The organism is Pararhizobium sp. LjRoot255 (assembly GCF_964252905.1).
Lineage (GTDB): Bacteria > Pseudomonadota > Alphaproteobacteria > Rhizobiales > Rhizobiaceae > Pararhizobium.
The window spans coordinates 356,414-371,822 of the sequence record NZ_CAXUPQ020000001.1 but is presented as its reverse complement, the minus strand read 5'-3'; the positions used below and the strand labels follow the sequence as shown (position 1 = coordinate 371,822).

At 63.8% G+C, this 15,409-nt stretch carries 17 protein-coding genes; 11 read left to right on the top strand and 6 right to left on the bottom strand.

Features of this window, described 5'->3' with window-relative positions:
* Positions 1 to 441: 441 nt before the first annotated feature.
* Entirely contained in the window at positions 442 to 1,209 is a 768-nt protein-coding gene (locus ACSQ2W_RS01880) for an SH3 domain-containing protein (RefSeq protein ID WP_436087647.1), read from the bottom strand.
* A 294-nt stretch (positions 1,210 to 1,503) separates the two neighbouring features.
* On the opposite strand from ACSQ2W_RS01880, the gene ACSQ2W_RS01875 reads away from it, so the two are divergent.
* Positions 1,504 to 1,782, top strand: a complete 279-nt coding sequence (locus ACSQ2W_RS01875) for a hypothetical protein (protein WP_436084711.1) — start codon at positions 1,504 to 1,506, stop codon at positions 1,780 to 1,782.
* A 393-nt stretch (positions 1,783 to 2,175) separates the two neighbouring features.
* Positions 2,176 to 2,358 (top strand): hypothetical protein, encoded by a 183-nt coding sequence (locus tag ACSQ2W_RS01870; protein WP_436084710.1) that lies wholly within the window; start codon positions 2,176 to 2,178, stop codon positions 2,356 to 2,358.
* A gap of 201 nt (positions 2,359 to 2,559) precedes the next feature.
* On the opposite strand, the gene ACSQ2W_RS01865 is transcribed toward ACSQ2W_RS01870, so the two are convergent.
* From ACSQ2W_RS01865 to ACSQ2W_RS01855, 3 genes are all read right to left on the bottom strand, one after another.
* Positions 2,560 to 3,105: a DUF1254 domain-containing protein gene (locus tag ACSQ2W_RS01865; RefSeq protein ID WP_436084709.1), complete on the bottom strand. Its 546-nt coding sequence runs from the start codon at positions 3,103 to 3,105 to the stop codon at positions 2,560 to 2,562.
* Positions 3,098 to 3,685: a DUF1214 domain-containing protein gene (locus tag ACSQ2W_RS01860; protein WP_436084708.1), complete on the bottom strand. Its 588-nt coding sequence runs from the start codon at positions 3,683 to 3,685 to the stop codon at positions 3,098 to 3,100. The genes ACSQ2W_RS01865 and ACSQ2W_RS01860 overlap by 8 nt, the downstream gene beginning before the upstream one ends.
* A 253-nt stretch (positions 3,686 to 3,938) precedes the next feature.
* Positions 3,939 to 6,185: a transglycosylase domain-containing protein gene (locus ACSQ2W_RS01855; RefSeq protein WP_436084707.1), complete on the bottom strand. Its 2,247-nt coding sequence runs from the start codon at positions 6,183 to 6,185 to the stop codon at positions 3,939 to 3,941.
* A gap of 151 nt (positions 6,186 to 6,336) precedes the next feature.
* Between ACSQ2W_RS01855 and ACSQ2W_RS01850 the strand changes: the two genes are divergently transcribed.
* The gene (locus ACSQ2W_RS01850) at positions 6,337 to 6,798 is read left to right on the top strand and encodes a YcgN family cysteine cluster protein (protein ID WP_436087646.1); all 462 of its coding nucleotides are present in this window, start codon (positions 6,337 to 6,339) and stop codon (positions 6,796 to 6,798) included.
* 9 nt (positions 6,799 to 6,807) lie between these two features.
* On the opposite strand, the gene ACSQ2W_RS01845 is transcribed toward ACSQ2W_RS01850, so the two are convergent.
* On the bottom strand, positions 6,808 to 7,167 hold the full coding sequence (locus ACSQ2W_RS01845; protein ID WP_436084706.1) for an MmcQ/YjbR family DNA-binding protein: 360 nt from the start codon (positions 7,165 to 7,167) through the stop codon (positions 6,808 to 6,810).
* A 261-nt stretch (positions 7,168 to 7,428) separates the two neighbouring features.
* Between ACSQ2W_RS01845 and ACSQ2W_RS01840 the strand changes: the two genes are divergently transcribed.
* Positions 7,429 to 8,010 (top strand): hypothetical protein, encoded by a 582-nt coding sequence (locus tag ACSQ2W_RS01840; protein ID WP_436084705.1) that lies wholly within the window; start codon positions 7,429 to 7,431, stop codon positions 8,008 to 8,010.
* 346 nt (positions 8,011 to 8,356) lie between these two features.
* Positions 8,357 to 9,568, top strand: coding sequence for a DNA-packaging protein (locus tag ACSQ2W_RS01835; protein WP_436087645.1), 1,212 nt, complete (start codon positions 8,357 to 8,359; stop codon positions 9,566 to 9,568).
* Positions 9,569 to 9,918: 350 nt separating this feature from the next.
* Here the strand turns inward: ACSQ2W_RS01835 and ACSQ2W_RS01830 are convergent, their stop codons facing one another.
* Positions 9,919 to 10,068 (bottom strand): hypothetical protein, encoded by a 150-nt coding sequence (locus ACSQ2W_RS01830; protein ID WP_436084704.1) that lies wholly within the window; start codon positions 10,066 to 10,068, stop codon positions 9,919 to 9,921.
* A 163-nt stretch (positions 10,069 to 10,231) separates the two neighbouring features.
* Here ACSQ2W_RS01830 and ACSQ2W_RS01825 point away from each other — a divergent pair, with 163 nt between their 5' ends.
* The 6 genes from ACSQ2W_RS01825 (at position 10,232) to ACSQ2W_RS01800 (ending at position 15,407) form a co-directional block, all read left to right on the top strand.
* Positions 10,232 to 10,882 (top strand): hypothetical protein, encoded by a 651-nt coding sequence (locus ACSQ2W_RS01825; RefSeq protein ID WP_436084703.1) that lies wholly within the window; start codon positions 10,232 to 10,234, stop codon positions 10,880 to 10,882.
* A gap of 205 nt (positions 10,883 to 11,087) precedes the next feature.
* Complete coding sequence (locus ACSQ2W_RS01820; protein WP_436084702.1) at positions 11,088 to 12,239, top strand: phage portal protein; 1,152 nt, start codon at positions 11,088 to 11,090, stop codon at positions 12,237 to 12,239.
* A 248-nt stretch (positions 12,240 to 12,487) separates the two neighbouring features.
* Positions 12,488 to 12,799 carry a DUF6107 family protein gene (locus ACSQ2W_RS01815; protein WP_436084701.1) on the top strand — a complete coding sequence of 104 codons (312 nt, stop codon included), beginning with the start codon at positions 12,488 to 12,490 and terminating at the stop codon, positions 12,797 to 12,799.
* Between the two features lie 42 nt (positions 12,800 to 12,841).
* Complete coding sequence (locus tag ACSQ2W_RS01810; protein WP_436084700.1) at positions 12,842 to 13,396, top strand: HK97 family phage prohead protease; 555 nt, start codon at positions 12,842 to 12,844, stop codon at positions 13,394 to 13,396.
* A 15-nt stretch (positions 13,397 to 13,411) separates the two neighbouring features.
* Positions 13,412 to 14,698, top strand: a complete 1,287-nt coding sequence (locus ACSQ2W_RS01805) for a phage major capsid protein (RefSeq protein WP_436084699.1) — start codon at positions 13,412 to 13,414, stop codon at positions 14,696 to 14,698.
* 139 nt (positions 14,699 to 14,837) lie between these two features.
* Positions 14,838 to 15,407: a head-tail connector protein gene (locus tag ACSQ2W_RS01800; protein ID WP_436084698.1), complete on the top strand. Its 570-nt coding sequence runs from the start codon at positions 14,838 to 14,840 to the stop codon at positions 15,405 to 15,407.
* Positions 15,408 to 15,409 lie beyond the last annotated feature (2 nt).

Genomic DNA, 15,409 nt, shown 5'->3' with positions numbered 1-15,409 from the left:
GTTACAGCGACCTTTGCGCGTGTGACGCGCGGCGCTGTAAAGCGCTGAAAACATTGGCGTCGGCACAGTTCATGCGACCCTGCCGATCATGGCTGAATGATTGGCAGAGAGTACGGCGACGTGGTTAACATTCCGTTTACCGATCACGAAGGATGGTACCGGCATCCTCACATCAACGACAGCACCGGGAATACCCCCCTCTGTCACTTCGTGACATCTCCCCCTCAGGGGGGAGATGGGGAACACGAGGCCAGCCCCACGCCAATCTCCCCCCTTGAGGGGGAGATGCCCGGCAGGTCAGAGGGGGTGAGACGGCCACTGTCGTGTACCGTGCGACATCTTGCACACAGGTGCCTGCCACGGCCTGTCGGCCGGGGGTTGCGTTGGAACGCAGAGCGGGCGGCGTTGCGCCGCCCGTCGTCATGTTTGCGGGAACCCAGATCAGTTGCAGCGGTCGTCGCCGGGGCGGCAACGGCGGCGGCTATCGCGATTCCGGATCTTGTCGTCATCAGTGTCACGGCGCTGTACGCGCGGGCCAACCCTGTCCGGGTCACGTTCGCGGCTGTCGCGGAATTCCTGATCGTCATCACCGCGCCGGCGCTCGGCGCGGTCCCGATCCCGGTCGCGGTCGCGGTCACGCCGTTCGATACGGTCACGATCGCGGCGCTCGATACGGTCGCGGTCACGGCGGGGCCGCTCGATGAAAATCTCGTCGTCATCGTCGCGGTCGAAGTCGTCGTAGTCGCGACGTATGCGGCGATCGCGCTCATAGCGATCCCCGTCGGTATCACGGCGGTAGTAGTCGCGGTCCCGGTAGTAGCGATCGCCGCGATAATAGTCGCGCTGCCTGTAGAAGTTGCGGTTGCGGTAGTGGCGATCCCAATAGCTTCCGATCTCGAAGGTGACAAACGGAATGCCGAGCGTGTCGTAATAATCGGGCTCCAGGTAGACGCGGCTCTGCCGGTACTCCACCTGCACGTAGCGGGCGGCGACCCAGCCGCGACCGTAGTAGAAGGACACGTCGCACCAGGGGATGTCGGCAAGGCAGCCATGGATTTCCACCGACGTGCCGACGGGAATGACGGTGACTGCCGGATAGCGCGTGCTCGGTCCTGACCGCATATTGACGTTGGCGGTAGCAAAGCCTGCTGCCGCCTGTGCGGCGGCGGGCAGCAGAAACGCAGCTATCGCTAAAAAAGCGGCCTTCAATGCGTGTTTTCGATGTGTCGTCATCAACTATCCATCCCTATCGATGCGGCGTCGGTCTGCTCTCGCAGCCGCGCCATTCCTGCGCACACACCTTTGTTTTTATGTCTTTTTTGAGATGACACCTATGAAAGGCCGTGCGTGTTTCATCGAGAAACGCGAAAGCCTGGCCCTTCGTTCCGGGGAGGGAGCGCGAGGAGGGGGCGAATGGCGCCGGCCGGAAACGGGGCAGCTGAAAAAAACGGGAACCAAAGACAGGCTGGTGCGTTGAAGCGACGTTGGAAGAGGAGCCCTGACATGGTTGAAAAGAAATTCGCATCCGTACCGAACGCAGTCGACGCCGAAGCGAGTGCCGCACGGGTCGATCTCGACAACCAGATTGCCGAATTGCGCGCCGAGATTGTCCGGCTGACAGAAACCGTTTCAGCCATCGGCACGGACGCGAGGGCCGTCGTGAAGTCCGAGGCCGAAGTGCTGACCGAGCGCCTGCGCGAGCGTGTCCGCGAGGAACCCGTATCGACCTTGCTGGCGATCGCCGGGGTCGCTTTCGTCATCGGATTGCTGGCAAGGCGGTGATCGTCCGGGTGTTGCCCTGTTCCCTTCGGAACGGCGGCGCTTCAATTGCTCGTCTATTGTCGTTTTTGAAAGCGCAAGGCTCTGTCCGGTGGTATCGTCCCGGCAAAGTTGGTCAGATCACCGGCAACAGCGATTTCTATCGCTAGGATTGGGGTTTTGACGGTTCACGAGCTATTAACTATCGTATGGCTCAATCGGACAGCCTGCAGATCACTCGATCAAGGCGACCCGCTTTCACGAATGGCATGACATCCGGGTGTCCCGGAAGAAGGAGCAAACGAGAAAGGCGCAGATGTCCGGGCGAAAGCTTTTAAGGAACGCGCCAGCCCGCAGAACGGGCAGGGTGAGATAAACGATAGTTCATCCGTCTCAACCAGATTTTTGGAGACGAGCATGGCAGAAGTTATTCGAATAGAGGACCGTCTGACGCGGGCACCGCCAAAACCGGCGATGGGTCCCGTTGCGCCGAGCAACGCCGTCGTCCTGTTGTTTACCGGCATCCGCTACGAGCGGCTGGACGGCGATCACGGCGCAACGCCGCCGCAACCGGTTCCCGACCAGACCAAGAAACACTGAGATACCAAGAAACAGCGAGATGTTTTAGGCCGGTGTCACTCATCCCCTGCCGTGGCACCTTTTCCGACACACCCCCGCCATGAGAGGAGACCGCTGGATTTTCGACAGCGGCCGCGGCATTGGCTGCTCGATCGGCTGCATGAGCCACGATCAAGCGACCTTCGACTTTTTGCGCCTCAGCGCCGGGCCTCAGCGCCGGCCTCAGCGCCGGAATGGCTCGCAGCTCGATTCGGCGAGAAAATTGCGCACCGGCTCTTCGAAACTGCCGGTCGGGGCGAGCGCCCGCAAGACGGCATACCCTTCCTCATCCGGCATCTCGACCACGATCGACTGGGCAAGGCTTTCGGGCGGCGTTTTTCTAAGATCGACCAGCTGGATCGGCGTCGCCATCACCAGATCGAGATTGCCGTTGACCGCCGTGTGGTCGTTCATGCTGAAAATCTCATTGGAATCAGCGTCGTAGATCGACAGAGACCAGAACGGGACCGCGCCCTTGGCGATGAAACGGGCGGGGCCGGTGCTGACTGAAAAGCCGCAGACGGCGACGCGCAGGAACGGATCCTCATTGGCAAGGCCGGTCGGGCCTGGCTCGCTGGTGAGCGGGAAGAAACTGTCCATCTCGTAGAGGCCGAGCACCCGGCTGTAGGCATCCTTGCCGGTGAACTGCGGCAGCGCCAGGATGATGACGATGTGCAGCAACGCGGCTCCGACCAGGCCGACGAGGACCGCGAAAAGGACACTACGCATCCGGGCACCCCGTCTTGACGATCTTCGGCATGGTAAGATCGATGAGGCCGGAGGAGCCGGCGGTCGGAGTATCGAGCAGCGTCAGTACCAGCTTGAAGGCACCGATGCGGCGGATTGCCAGCCAGTTATCGGGCTCGGCGACCGGGGAGACGTGGATGATGAAGGAACTGTCCGGCTGTCTGAGCACGGTCCAGGCATTGATCGCGCCTGGAAGCGCCGGATCGGCTTTCATCGGCTGATCGTTGGCATTGGTGGCATAGAGCGTCCAGAATCGGGCGGGCGGGGTGATGCCGGTGATGTCGTAGGAGCAGCCGGAGGAAAGCTTTTTACCGTCGCTGTCGATGGCGGCGGTGAACTGCAGGCCTTCGGCACCGCCGTAAAGAAGTTTGCCCGCGCGCGCCCGGTGCGCCTTGGCATAAGGGTCGGTGTTCTCGGTCTGCGCATCCGGAAAGGCGACCCAGGGCCCAAGCGCGATCGCCCCGAAACCGACAGTCGCCTTCAAGGCGGAGACGGTCGAGGCGATACCGACGCCGAAGGCGACGGACAGGGCAAGGGCGACGAGGAGGGGGATGCGGAACAAGAGAGGCTACCTTAGGGAGGAAAGTTGAATCGCAGGCGAACAGCGTCTCGAGTTCGTCGCGGCATACCCCCCTCTGTCCCTTCGGGACATCTCCCCCACAAGGGGGGAGATTGGCGGCCCGACCTCCCCCCTGAGGGGGGAGGTCGTAGCGAAGCTGCGGGTGGGGGTGATCGTCAGGGACGCACAAGGGGTCACCCCACCCCGTCGCTTCGCGCCGACCCTCCCCCTCAAGGGGAGGGTGGACCTGCAAACATCAGCGTCCCGCATTCCGTCCTCCCTTGACGATCTCGCCGGTGCGCTGGGGATCGATCACGGCGACCTTGCCGGGTAGGTCGGGCGGGATTTTCAGGGGCGGCGCGCTGTTGAATTTCTCGGCGATCGATTTCAACAGGCGGGTGACGTCGGACGAGAGCGAGCGGGGGCGCACGAGCGGCGGGAGCGCGTTTTCGTCCTCGGGCCTGGCAGCGGCGGTCTCGGCCTCCTTCTTCTTGGCGTCCGGCCCCGGCAGCGGGTTTTCGATGCCGGGGATGGCGCGGTGCTCGATGCCCTGCTCGGCGTAATCCATCAACCGCTTGAAGGTCATGGCCGGCAGCGAGCCGCCGGTCATGTTGTCGGTCGAGGTATAGTCGTCATTGCCAAACCAGACGGCGGTCGTGTAGTCGCCGGTGAAGCCGACGAACCAGGCGTCGCGATAGGCCTGCGTCGTGCCGGTCTTGCCGCCGACGACAATGCCGTTGTCGAGCGCTGCCCGGCGCGCGGTGCCGATGATCGGGATCTGGGTCAGCATGGAGTTCATATTGGCGTTGGCTTCTTCGCTCACGGCGCGTTTGGCCGGTGGCGCGTCACGGCCGAAATCGTAGAGGATGTCGCCGTCGTAATTGAGGATCTGGCTGATGCCGTGGCGGCGGGCCTCAAGGCCGCCTGCCGGGAAGACGGCGTAGGCCGTCGCCTGGTCGAGCACCGTCACTTCCGACGTTCCGAGCGGCATGGTCTTGTCGGTGCGGATCGGGGTTTCAACACCCATCTTCCTGGCGGTCGCGGCGATGATCTCGGTGCCGAGTTCATCCTTGGCGAGGCGGACAGGAACGGTGTTGATCGATTTGGCGATGGCGGTCAGAAGCGTGACGCGGCCGGAATAGCTGCGGCCGTAATTCTGCGGCGACCAGCCGCGCCAGGTGACCGGCGCGTCGCTGATCACCGAGTCCGGCTTGAAGCCTTTTTCCATGGCGGCGGTGTAGGTGTAGACCTTGAAGGACGATCCCGGCTGGCGCAGCGCCTTGGTGGCGCGGTTGAACTGGCTTTCGCCATAGTCCCTTCCGCCGACCATGGCGCGCACGGCGCCGCCATTCTCGATCATCACGATGGCGCCCTGCTTGACCTTGTAGCTTTCGCCATACTGCCGAAGGCTCGATTCAACCGATTCCTCGGCGGCCTGCTGCAGGCCCATGTCGATCGTGGTGCGCACAATGAGGGAGTGTTGGGCGAAGGGGGCGGCAATGCGCTGCACCTCGTCGAAGGCCCAGTCGAGGAAGAAATCGGGGGCGCGGACCTGGGCCCGGTCGATGACGGTCGCGGGGTTGAGGCGGGCGGCGATCACCTGTCCTTCGGTCATCAGGCCGCCCTGGACGAGGTTGGTCAGGACCTCGTTGGCACGGGCACGGGCGGCCGGCAGGTTGACATGCGGCGCATAGCGGGCCGGGGCCTTGAAGAGGCCGGCGAGCATGGCGCTTTCGGCAAGGTTGATATCGGTGATCGCCTTGCCGAAATAGAACTGCGAGGCCGCGGCCGCGCCGAACGTGCCGCCGCCCATGTAAGCGCGGTCGAGGTAAAGACGCAGGATCTCCTTTTTCGACAGGTTGCTTTCCAGCCAGACGGCAAGGAAGGCCTCCTTGATCTTGCGCTCGATGGTGCGCTTGTTCGACAGGAACAGGTTCTTGGCGAGCTGCTGCGTCAGCGTCGAACCGCCCTGGACGACGCCGCCGGCGCGGGCGTTCTCGGAGATGGCGCGCGACAGGCCTAGGAAGTCGATGCCGTAGTGGTCGAAGAAGCGGCGGTCTTCCGTTGCCAGCACCGCCTTGATCAGCGTGTCCGGAAGCTCGTCGATCGGCACGGAATCTTCGTGGATGATGCCGCGATGACCGATCTCGTTACCGTAGCGATCAAGGAAGGTGACGGCGAAATCGCTCCGGGCGCGCCAGTTGCCCTTGGTCTCCTCGAAGGCGGGCAACGCCAGCGCCAGCATCAGCACGGAGCCGGCGGTGCCCCAGGTCATGCACTCGCCGAGCACCTCGAACAGCGCCTTTTTCCAGCCGCGCACGGTAAAGCGGCGGAAGAAGATGGTGATGTCCTCCCACCAGACGCCGAGGCTAAAGCCGGCGTTCCAGACGGTCGAATCGATCCAGCTGTCGATGCGCAGCAGGATATGGCGCTTCCGCGGGCGGTCATCCTGCGGGCCGCTGTCCTCCTCCGTCCGGTTGTCGTCTTGGCGTGGATCCTGCACGGCGGTTTGCGTCCTGATGGCTCGGCATCTCCGGCCGATATTTGCATGGGGCGGGTTTCTATTCTATGGCGATATCGATAATGAGCCTTAAAAAACCGGCAATCTTTTGTAAAATTGTCGCCGAAATCCAACACATGAAAGTATGAAAATCATGGGCGCCGAGCCCTTCTGGAAGACGAAAAGCCTGGCCGAGATGACGACTGCGGAGTGGGAAAGCCTCTGTGACGGCTGCGGGCTCTGTTGTCTGAACAAGCTGGAAGACTGGGAGACGGGCGAGATCGCCTGGACCAATATCGGCTGCACGCTGCTCGATGGCGAGAGCTGTCGCTGCAAGGACTATGCGAACCGGCAGGCGACGGTGCCCGACTGCATCCGGCTGACGCCGGAGGAGGTCGAGACGCTCGCCTGGCTGCCACCGACCTGCGGCTACCGGCTGGTGCGCGACGGGCATGATCTCTACTGGTGGCATCCGCTGATTTCCGGCGACCCGGAGACGGTGCATCAGGCGGGCATTTCCGCGCGCGGCCGCACGGTGAGCGAGGATGATGTCGATGTCGAGGATTTCGAGGACTATCTGGTGGAGTGGCCGCTGAGGGTGGGCGCAAAAGGCTGAGGCGCGGGGCTATTCGGCAGGCTCCTCGGATTTCTGCACGGTTTCCTCGTTTTTCTGCAGGTTTTTTGGGGCGACGTTGCGCCAGGCGGTTTCCATCACGTGGTCGATGATGTCCTCGTCGGCATCGGCGAACCAGACGGAGGTCCAACCCTTTTCGCCCCAGCCGCCGGGGACGGCGGCGCAGACGCTGGGCTCGGTTTCGATCAGCATCCTCTGCTGATCGGGCGTGAACTTGAAGACGGCACGGCCGGCCTCCGGCAGGGACATGAAGATGCGATTGCCAACGCGAAAATCGCGTTTGCCGAAATGGGCGCTTTCCACCGCGCCCGGCAGGCTCAAAGCCCGCTTTTCCAGGTCTTCGGCTCTCATGGCGGAAGATTACCACGCATCGCTAAATGTACAAAATTAAGAAAATTATCCGGTATAGGAAAATAATCCTTGACGCCGTGACGGTGGTTTGATAGGGTTATGGCACAGTCGGAAAAGTGCGGGTGGGGTGGCGGTTTCGCTCTCTCTTCGAAAGGGTCACCCCACCCCGGAGCTTCGCTCCGACCCTCCCCCTCGAGGGAGGGTGGTATCCGGCGCCTGGCATCATCGGCGTAACGATACGCTGCTCTCAAGGACATTGCGATGACATCTGATCTGGATTTCGATCCGGAGTTCTTTGGTTTCTGGCCGAAGGCGCCGGTCTATGATGGCTTGCGGCCGGGCGGCGAGGCGGAACTCGAGGCCATGGCGCGGTACGTCATTCTCGACACGAAGGCCGAGCGCACCTCGCTGGACGATCTGCAGGACATGCTGAACGGCATGACCAAGGAACTGCGCGAGCAGATGCAGCAGTTCCAGCGGCTGCGCGAGGCGGCACGCGAGCGGGAAACCGAGGCCGAGGCCGACATCGACCGCAAGCTGATCCAGGCGGATGCCAAGGCGAGCATCGAGGCGATGTCGCTGATCGTTCGAACCCTCGAAAAGATCGACAGCCTGCAGAGGACGATTGTCCGCGACCGGGAACTGCAGGCGGAGCAGAATTTGGATGAAGAAGGGTACGACGCTCTTGTGCGCGAATTCAACAACCGCGTCGAGGAGCGGGCCCTCCAGTTGTCTCAAGAGGAAAAGCGCCGAGAGGCTGAAGGCGCGGCGGAGAATGTTGCGGCTGAGCACGCGCCTGCCACAGACGCCGTCGGCGTGCCGCGAGGCGGCGGACCCTCCTGAGCCGTGGCTCGTCGAGGCGGCGCGGCAGTTCTTCGACCTGGAAGATGATCTCGATCGGGAAATGGGTAGCGTGCTGGAAGGGCGAAACAATGGCCGGCAACTGATCGAGGTACTCGACGCCGGACTTGCGCCGTCGCTCAAGATCTCCAAAGCGCCGGATGACGGCACGGCAGTCGATGCTCCCTCACACGATGCGACGCCAGATGGCGACGATAGGGGACCGAAAGTGGTGGACGAGGACGGCTCGTTGCCGAGCACTGCGGAGCCGCTGGCCGGAGTTGGCAGCGCCACGGTCGAGGAGACTGTAGGAAAACCAATCCATGCAGGACCGAACCTCCTCAGGTTCATGCGATGCTGGACGAAAAATGCACGCGACGAACAGATGCCGCCGCCCGGCAATTGGCGGGTCTGGCTTTTGATGGGCGGGCGCGGCTCGGGCAAGACGCGGGCGGGGGCCGAATGGGTTCAGCAACTGGCAGGCGGCAAGGATGCGCGGCCGGGTTTGCGGATCGCGCTGGTGGCTGAGACGCTGGGGGATGCGCGCGAGGTGATGGTCGACGGCGTTTCCGGCATCTGCCGGATCGCCTGGAAAAACCGGCCGGAGTTCGAGGCGTCGCGGCGCAGGCTCGTCTGGCCGAACGGGACGGTGGCGCAGATATTCTCCTCCGAGGACCCGGAAAGCCTGCGCGGGCCGCAGTTCGACTATGCCTGGTGCGACGAACTCGGCAAATGGAAACATGGGCAGGAAACATGGGACATGCTGCAGTTTGCGCTGAGGCTTGGCGACAATCCGCGGGCGCTGGTGACGACGACGCCGCGGCCGGTGCCGGTGCTGAAGGCGCTGATCGCCGATCCCGGCACGACGACGTGCAGAATTCGCACCAGCGACAACGCGCAAAACCTGGCGCCGGGTTTTCTCGACGCCATGGCCGGGCGCTATGGCGGCACGCGGTTGGGACGGCAGGAACTCGATGGCGAGATGATCGAGGACCGCGAGGATGCGCTCTGGTCGCGGGCTGCGATCGAGGCGTTGAAGCTGCGCGACGCCGGGCCGCTCGGCCGCATCGTCGTCGCGGTTGATCCGCCGTCCGGCATGGGACGGGAATCCTGTTGTGGTATCATTGTGGCAGGGCTCGACCGGACCGGGCGCGGCGTCGTTTTGGCGGACTGCTCGGTCGAGGGCGCGAGCCCGGCCGGATGGGCGGGTGCCGTGGTCAAGGCCTATCGGCGGTTTGATGCCGACCGGATCGTTGCCGAGGTCAACCAGGGCGGCGACATGGTGCAGGCGGTGCTGAAGGGCATCGACGCGCAATTGCCGGTGACGGCGGTGCGGGCCTCGCGCGGAAAATGGCTTCGGGCAGAACCGGTCGCCGCGCTCTACGAGCAGGGGCGGGTGGTGCATGCCGGCTCGTTTCCGGCACTCGAGGACCAGATGTGCGATTTCGGCCCGGAAGGGCTGTCATCCGGACGCTCGCCGGACCGGCTGGACGCGCTGGTCTGGGCGCTGACGGCGCTGATGCTGGAAGGCGGCGGCGAGCCGCGGGTCAGGGGGATTTGATCTACCTCCCCTTGAGGGGGAGGTCGCGACGAAGTCGCGGGTGGGGGTGATCCATTTGCGTGTCGCGGAAAGTCACCCCACCCCGGAGCTTTCGCTCCGACCCTCCCCCTCAAGGGGAGGGTGGACGCGCGGTTATTGGCGCGGTGTGGAGGCCGACGGCTTGGGCGCGGCCGATGCGCTTTCGCGCATCTGGCGCCATTCGTTTTCGAGGCGTTCGAACTGGGCCTGGGAGATTTGCTGGGCCGGCATGGGCGATCCTCTCTTTGGTTTTGCAGCCACCGGTGGCGTCGAGGGCGCCGAAACGTCGGGCCGGACGAGGCAATGCGGTGGAAGAAATCAGGATGGGATGATCAGCGTTTGTCGTCGGTACCGTTGGACGGCTTTTGGGCGGAGGAGGCGTTGAGGCGCATCTGCTGCCATGCATTTTCGAAGCGGTCGAGGATGTGCTGGGGGACCGTCGCGCGGGTGGCGTCGGCTTGTATCTTCGTCTCTGCGTTCATGCGATCCTCCTTGATGAAAGGGCAATGTCATATTGCTGTCTTCAAATTTCACATCCCAAAGGCAAAGTAAATCAGCGGATTAAATAGTTTAAACGATTTAAATTGGTTAAATCGATTTAGAGACACGACTTTTTTCAGCATAGTGAACGATGGCGGAGCGACAATGACGATGGACCGGGCAGTCTTTTTCAAAGCGGTACGTGCGTCACTTTTCGACGATGTCCTGAAGCAGGGCCAGGTGAACGGGTTGACGGCGATTCTCGATCGTTGGGCACGGATGCCGGCCCCGGCGGACAGGCGCTGGCTCGCCTATATGCTGGCCACCGCGCATCACGAGACGGGGCGGACGATGCAGCCTGTGCGCGAGACCTTTGCCAAGAGCGACGAACGGGCGATCGCCATCCTGGAGGCGGCGTTCCGCAAGCGCAGGCTGCCTGCCGTGTCTACGCCTTATTGGCGGCGGGACGGCGAGGGCAAGAGCTGGCTCGGGCGCGGGCTGGTGCAACTGACGCACAGGGAGAACTACGCGAAGATGGCGGCGGCGACGGGGATCGACCTGGTGGCGCATCCGGAGCGGGCGATGGAGCTTCCGGTCTCTGTCGATATCCTGTTTGCGGGCATGCAGGGCGGCGCCTTCACCGGCAAGAGACTCGGCGACTATTTCTCTCTTTCCCGCGAGAGCTGGGCGGGCGCCCGGCGGATCATCAACGGCCGCGACAAGGCGGAGCTGGTGGCAAGCTACGGCAAACAGTATCTCGCAGCGCTCAGGCTCGCATCGGGCGCGCCGCCGGCGGTCGGCCGGTCTGCCGCTTAAGCGCTGTGTTTCGAATGATGCCACTGTGTTGCCCCTCATCCGCCCTGCCGGGCACCTTCTCCCCGTGAACGGGGAGAAGGGACAAGCGACGCACTCCGGTTTTCCCTCGCCCCGCCTGCGGGGAGAGGGGCAGGGGTGAGGGGCAAGCGGCAAGCGCTTCCTTCTCTTTCAGACCCACCCATCGTTGCATTCGAGGATCGAGACAATGAAAAATCCATTTCGTCTGCCGTGGCGGCGCCCGGCGGAGAGCGAGCGCTTGCGCGAAACAAAGACTGCTTCCGGCTTCATCGCGATCGCGCATGAGGGGCGGGCGCACTGGACCGGGCGGTCCTATGCGGCGCTGGCGCGCGAGGGCTTCATGAAGAATCCGGTGGCGCACCGGGCAGTCAGGCTGATTTCGGAAGCGGCGGCAGCGGTGCCGCTGCTGCTCTACGAGGGGACCGAGGAGCGCAGCGAGCACCCGCTGCTTGCGCTGCTCTCGCGGCCGAATGGCCGCATGGCCGGCGTCGATTTCCTGGAGACGCTCTATGGTCATCTGCTGCTCTCGGGCAATGCCTATGTCGACGCGGTCAATATCGGCGAGGACCTGCGGGAGCTGCATCTGCTGCGGCCGGACCGGGTGAGCATTCGCGAGGGGCGGGACGGCTGGCCGGAGGCCTATGACTACCGGGTCGGCAACCATGTGCGGCGGATCGCAGCGGGCGAGGGCGGCCTGTTGCATCTGCGGCTCTTCCATCCGCTCGACGATCACTTAGGCTTTCCGCCGCTGGCGGCAGCGCAGATGGCGCTCGATCTCTCCAATGCGGCGGCGACCTGGAACAAGGCGCTGCTCGACAATTCGGCCCGGCCTTCGGGCGCGCTGGTCTATCAACCGAAGGAGGGCGGCAATCTGTCGGCCGACCAGTACGACCGGCTGAAGACGGAGCTCGACGAGGGCTATTCCGGGCCGATGCGGGCGGGCCGCCCGTTGCTGCTCGAAGGGGGGCTCGACTGGAAGGCGATGGGGCTTTCGCCGAAGGACATGGATTTCGTCGAGGCGAAGAACGGGGCGGCGCGCGACGTGGCGCTCGCCTTCGGCGTGCCACCGATGCTGATCGGCATTCCCGGCGACAACACCTATGCCAATTACCAGGAGGCCAACCGGGCCTTCTATCGGCTGACGGTGCTGCCGCTGATCGGCCGCACGGCCGCGGCGATGTCCGGCTGGCTGTCGGCGCGTTTCGGCGAGGCGCTGAAGCTGGTGCCGGACCTCGACCAGGTGACGGGGCTGACGGGAGAGCGCAGCGAGGTCTGGGCGCGCGTGAAGGACGCGGATTTCCTGAGCGACGAGGAGAAGCGGCAGGCGGTTGGGTATTGAGCTCCTGCCGCGAGGCTGAATTGCACAATGGTTCAGAGGTTTGACGGGCGATCCGCATTCGATCGGCGACGATCCTGAATCAAATTCCGAGCACCTTGAATCGCTTCTCGAAGAGGGGCGGCCAAGCGATTCAAAAGACTCGGGAATTTCCGTGGCTGATGCAGCGTCAGGCGATGCCTCACCCTCAGTGAGAAGGTTGAGTTTACGTCAGCAATGATCAATTCCAAATAGCATCAAGGGCTTAACAAATGGCTGATTTTGGCAACGACCCGAGCCTCTGGGCGGCCAAGGGCATCGGCTCGGCGGCGGGTGCTGCCGTATCGCTTGTCTACATGCTGCCGAAGGGAAAGCGCGAAGCAGGCTCCCGTTTCTTTAGCGGCCTGCTCTGCGGGCTGATCTTCGGCAGGCCCGCGGGCCTGTGGATCGTCACCAAGCTCGGCATCGCCGGCAACCTGTCGGGAACCGAGGTGATGTTGACCGGATCGGCCGCTGCCAGTCTTTCGGCGTGGTGGGTGCTCGGCGCCGTGGCGCGGGTAGCGGAACGCTACGGCAGAAAATAACGGCGGCGATCGGCGCCGCATTCCAGATATCGGAGACATCACATGACGACCGACAGCTTGCCTGTCTGGCGAACGAAGAAGTTTGCCAATCTGACGCTTGCCGGGGTGACCGGCGAGGGGCGTTTTTCCGGCTATGCCAGCATCTTCGGCGAGGTCGATCTCGGCAAGGACGCGATCGAGCCGGGGGCGTTTGCGCAGTCTCTTGCCCGGCGTGGCGCCGCAGGCGTGCGCATGCTGTTCCAGCACGACCCGGGCGAGCCGCTCGGCGCCTGGAAGACGATCCGCGAGGATGGGCGCGGGCTTTATGTCGAGGGGCTGCTTTCGCCCGGCGTCGCGCGCGCCAGGGAGGTGCATCAGCTGATGAAGGCGGGTGCGCTCGACGGGCTGTCGATCGGCTTCCAGACCGTGAAGGCAAAAACCGACAGGAGCGGCGTGCGCCGCATCCTCGAAGCCGACCTCTGGGAAATCTCGATCGTGACCTTTCCGATGCTGCCATCGGCCAGGGTCTCGAACGTCAAGAATGCGCGGTTCTTCCGCGACAAGGAAACGGAGCTCGTGCGCACCATGCGGCGGGCGGCCCGGATGATGAAGCTCTAAAAAAGGGATATGCCAATGAGCAAGACAAGCAGTGTGGCGCCTGAGATCAAGGTGGCCCCCGAGATCAAGATAGCCCCTGAGATCAAGACGGGGCCGGAGACGATGACCGCCGCCTTCGAGGATTTCATGGGTGCCTTCGAGGCGTTCAAGGAAACCAACGACCGGCGGCTGGGAGAGCTGGAAAGCAAGCTGACGGCCGATGTCGTCACCCGCGACAAGATGGACCGCATCTCGCGCAGCATGGACGAGCAGAAGCGGCTGATCGACCAGATGACGCTGAAAAAGGCACGGCCGGCGCTCGGCCGCAGCGGCGAGACGAGTCTCGAAGCGGCGGAGCACAGGGCGGCTTTCGAAAGCTACATCCGCCGCGGCGACGAGCAGGAGCTGCGTGAGCTGGAGGCCAAGGCGTTTTCGATCGGCTCGGCGAGCGATGGCGGCTATCTGGTGCCGAACGAGACCGACAGCGAGATAGGTCGCCGCCTTTCGGTGGTTTCGCCGATCCGGGGTATGGCGACGGTCCGGCAGGTTTCGGGCGCGGTGCTGAAAAAGCCGTTTGCGCTTGCCGGCATGGCGACCGGATGGGTGGCGGAAACGGCAGCGCGGCCGCAGACGACGACGCCGCAGCTGGCCGAGCTGTCCTTCCCGACGATGGAGCTCTACGCCATGCCGGCGGCAACGGCTGCACTGCTCGACGACGCGGCGGTCGATATCGAGAACTGGATCGCCTCCGAGGTCGATATCGCTTTCGGCGAGCAGGAGGGCACGGCCTTCATCACCGGCGACGGCACCAACAAGCCGAAGGGCTTCCTGAGCTACACCAACGTGGCCGAGGCGAGCTGGAGCTGGGGCAATATCGGCTATATCGCCACGGGCGCTGCTGGCGCTTTCAAGGCGAGCGGCCCCTCCGACACGCTGATCGACGTGATCTATGCGCTGAAGGCCGGGCACCGGCAGAATGCCTCGTTCGTGATGAACCGCAAGACGCAAGCCGAAATCCGCAAGTTCAAGGATGCCGACGGCAATTATCTCTGGCACCCGCCGGCGGCTGCGGGCCAGCAGGCCTCGCTGATGGGCTTCCCGATCGCCGAGGCCGAGGACATGCCGGATATCGCCGCCAACAGCACCGCGATCGCCTTCGGCAATTTTGCCGCCGGCTACCTCGTCGTCGACCGGACCGGCGTGCGGGTGCTGCGTGATCCCTATTCCGCCAAGCCTTACGTGCTGTTCTACACGACCAAGCGCGTCGGCGGCGGGGTGCAAAATTTCGAGGCTATCAAGCTCGTCAAATTCGCGCCATCTTAAAAAAAGTGTAAGGCGGCCCTTTCTCGAAAGGATGTCGATCATTCGCGCCGGCGGCCTTCCCTGCCGCCTGGCGCGAGGGCGGACGCGGCTCCCTCCCGCCGCGTCCGCCCATTTCCCCAGATGCACGACGGAGAATCCCATGACGATTACGGAACTGGCGCCGTCTGCAGGCGAGCCGCTGACGCTGGCCGAGGCGAAGGCGCATCTGCGCATCGACGGCAGCGCCGAGGACGACCTGATTTCATCCCTGATGCGCACGGTGCGCGAGCACCTGGAGCGGGAGACGGGGCTGGCGCTCTTGACCCGCACCTTCCGGCTTTTTCTCGACGACTGGCCGCGGTCGCGCGTGATTCAGATTTTCAGAGGGCCGGTGCAAACGATTGAAGCGGTTACGGTTTACGATGCGGACGGCATACCGGGCGAGATCGACGTTTCCGGCTTCGTGCTTGACGGGCAGGCGCGTCCGGCGCGGCTTGTCCTGCCCGAGCATCCTAAGCCGGGACGGGCGATCAATGGCATCGAGATCGATTTTTCCGCCGGTTTCGGCGCGACCGGCGCCGACGTGCCGGACACGCTGAAGCGGGCGATGCTGTTGCATCTGGCGCTGCTGTACGAGTTCCGTGGCGCGGTGGCGCCGGAAGACCAGCCGGCGGCGGTGCCTGCCGGATATGACCGGCTGATTGCGCCGTTTCGCCGGCGGGGGCTGTGACC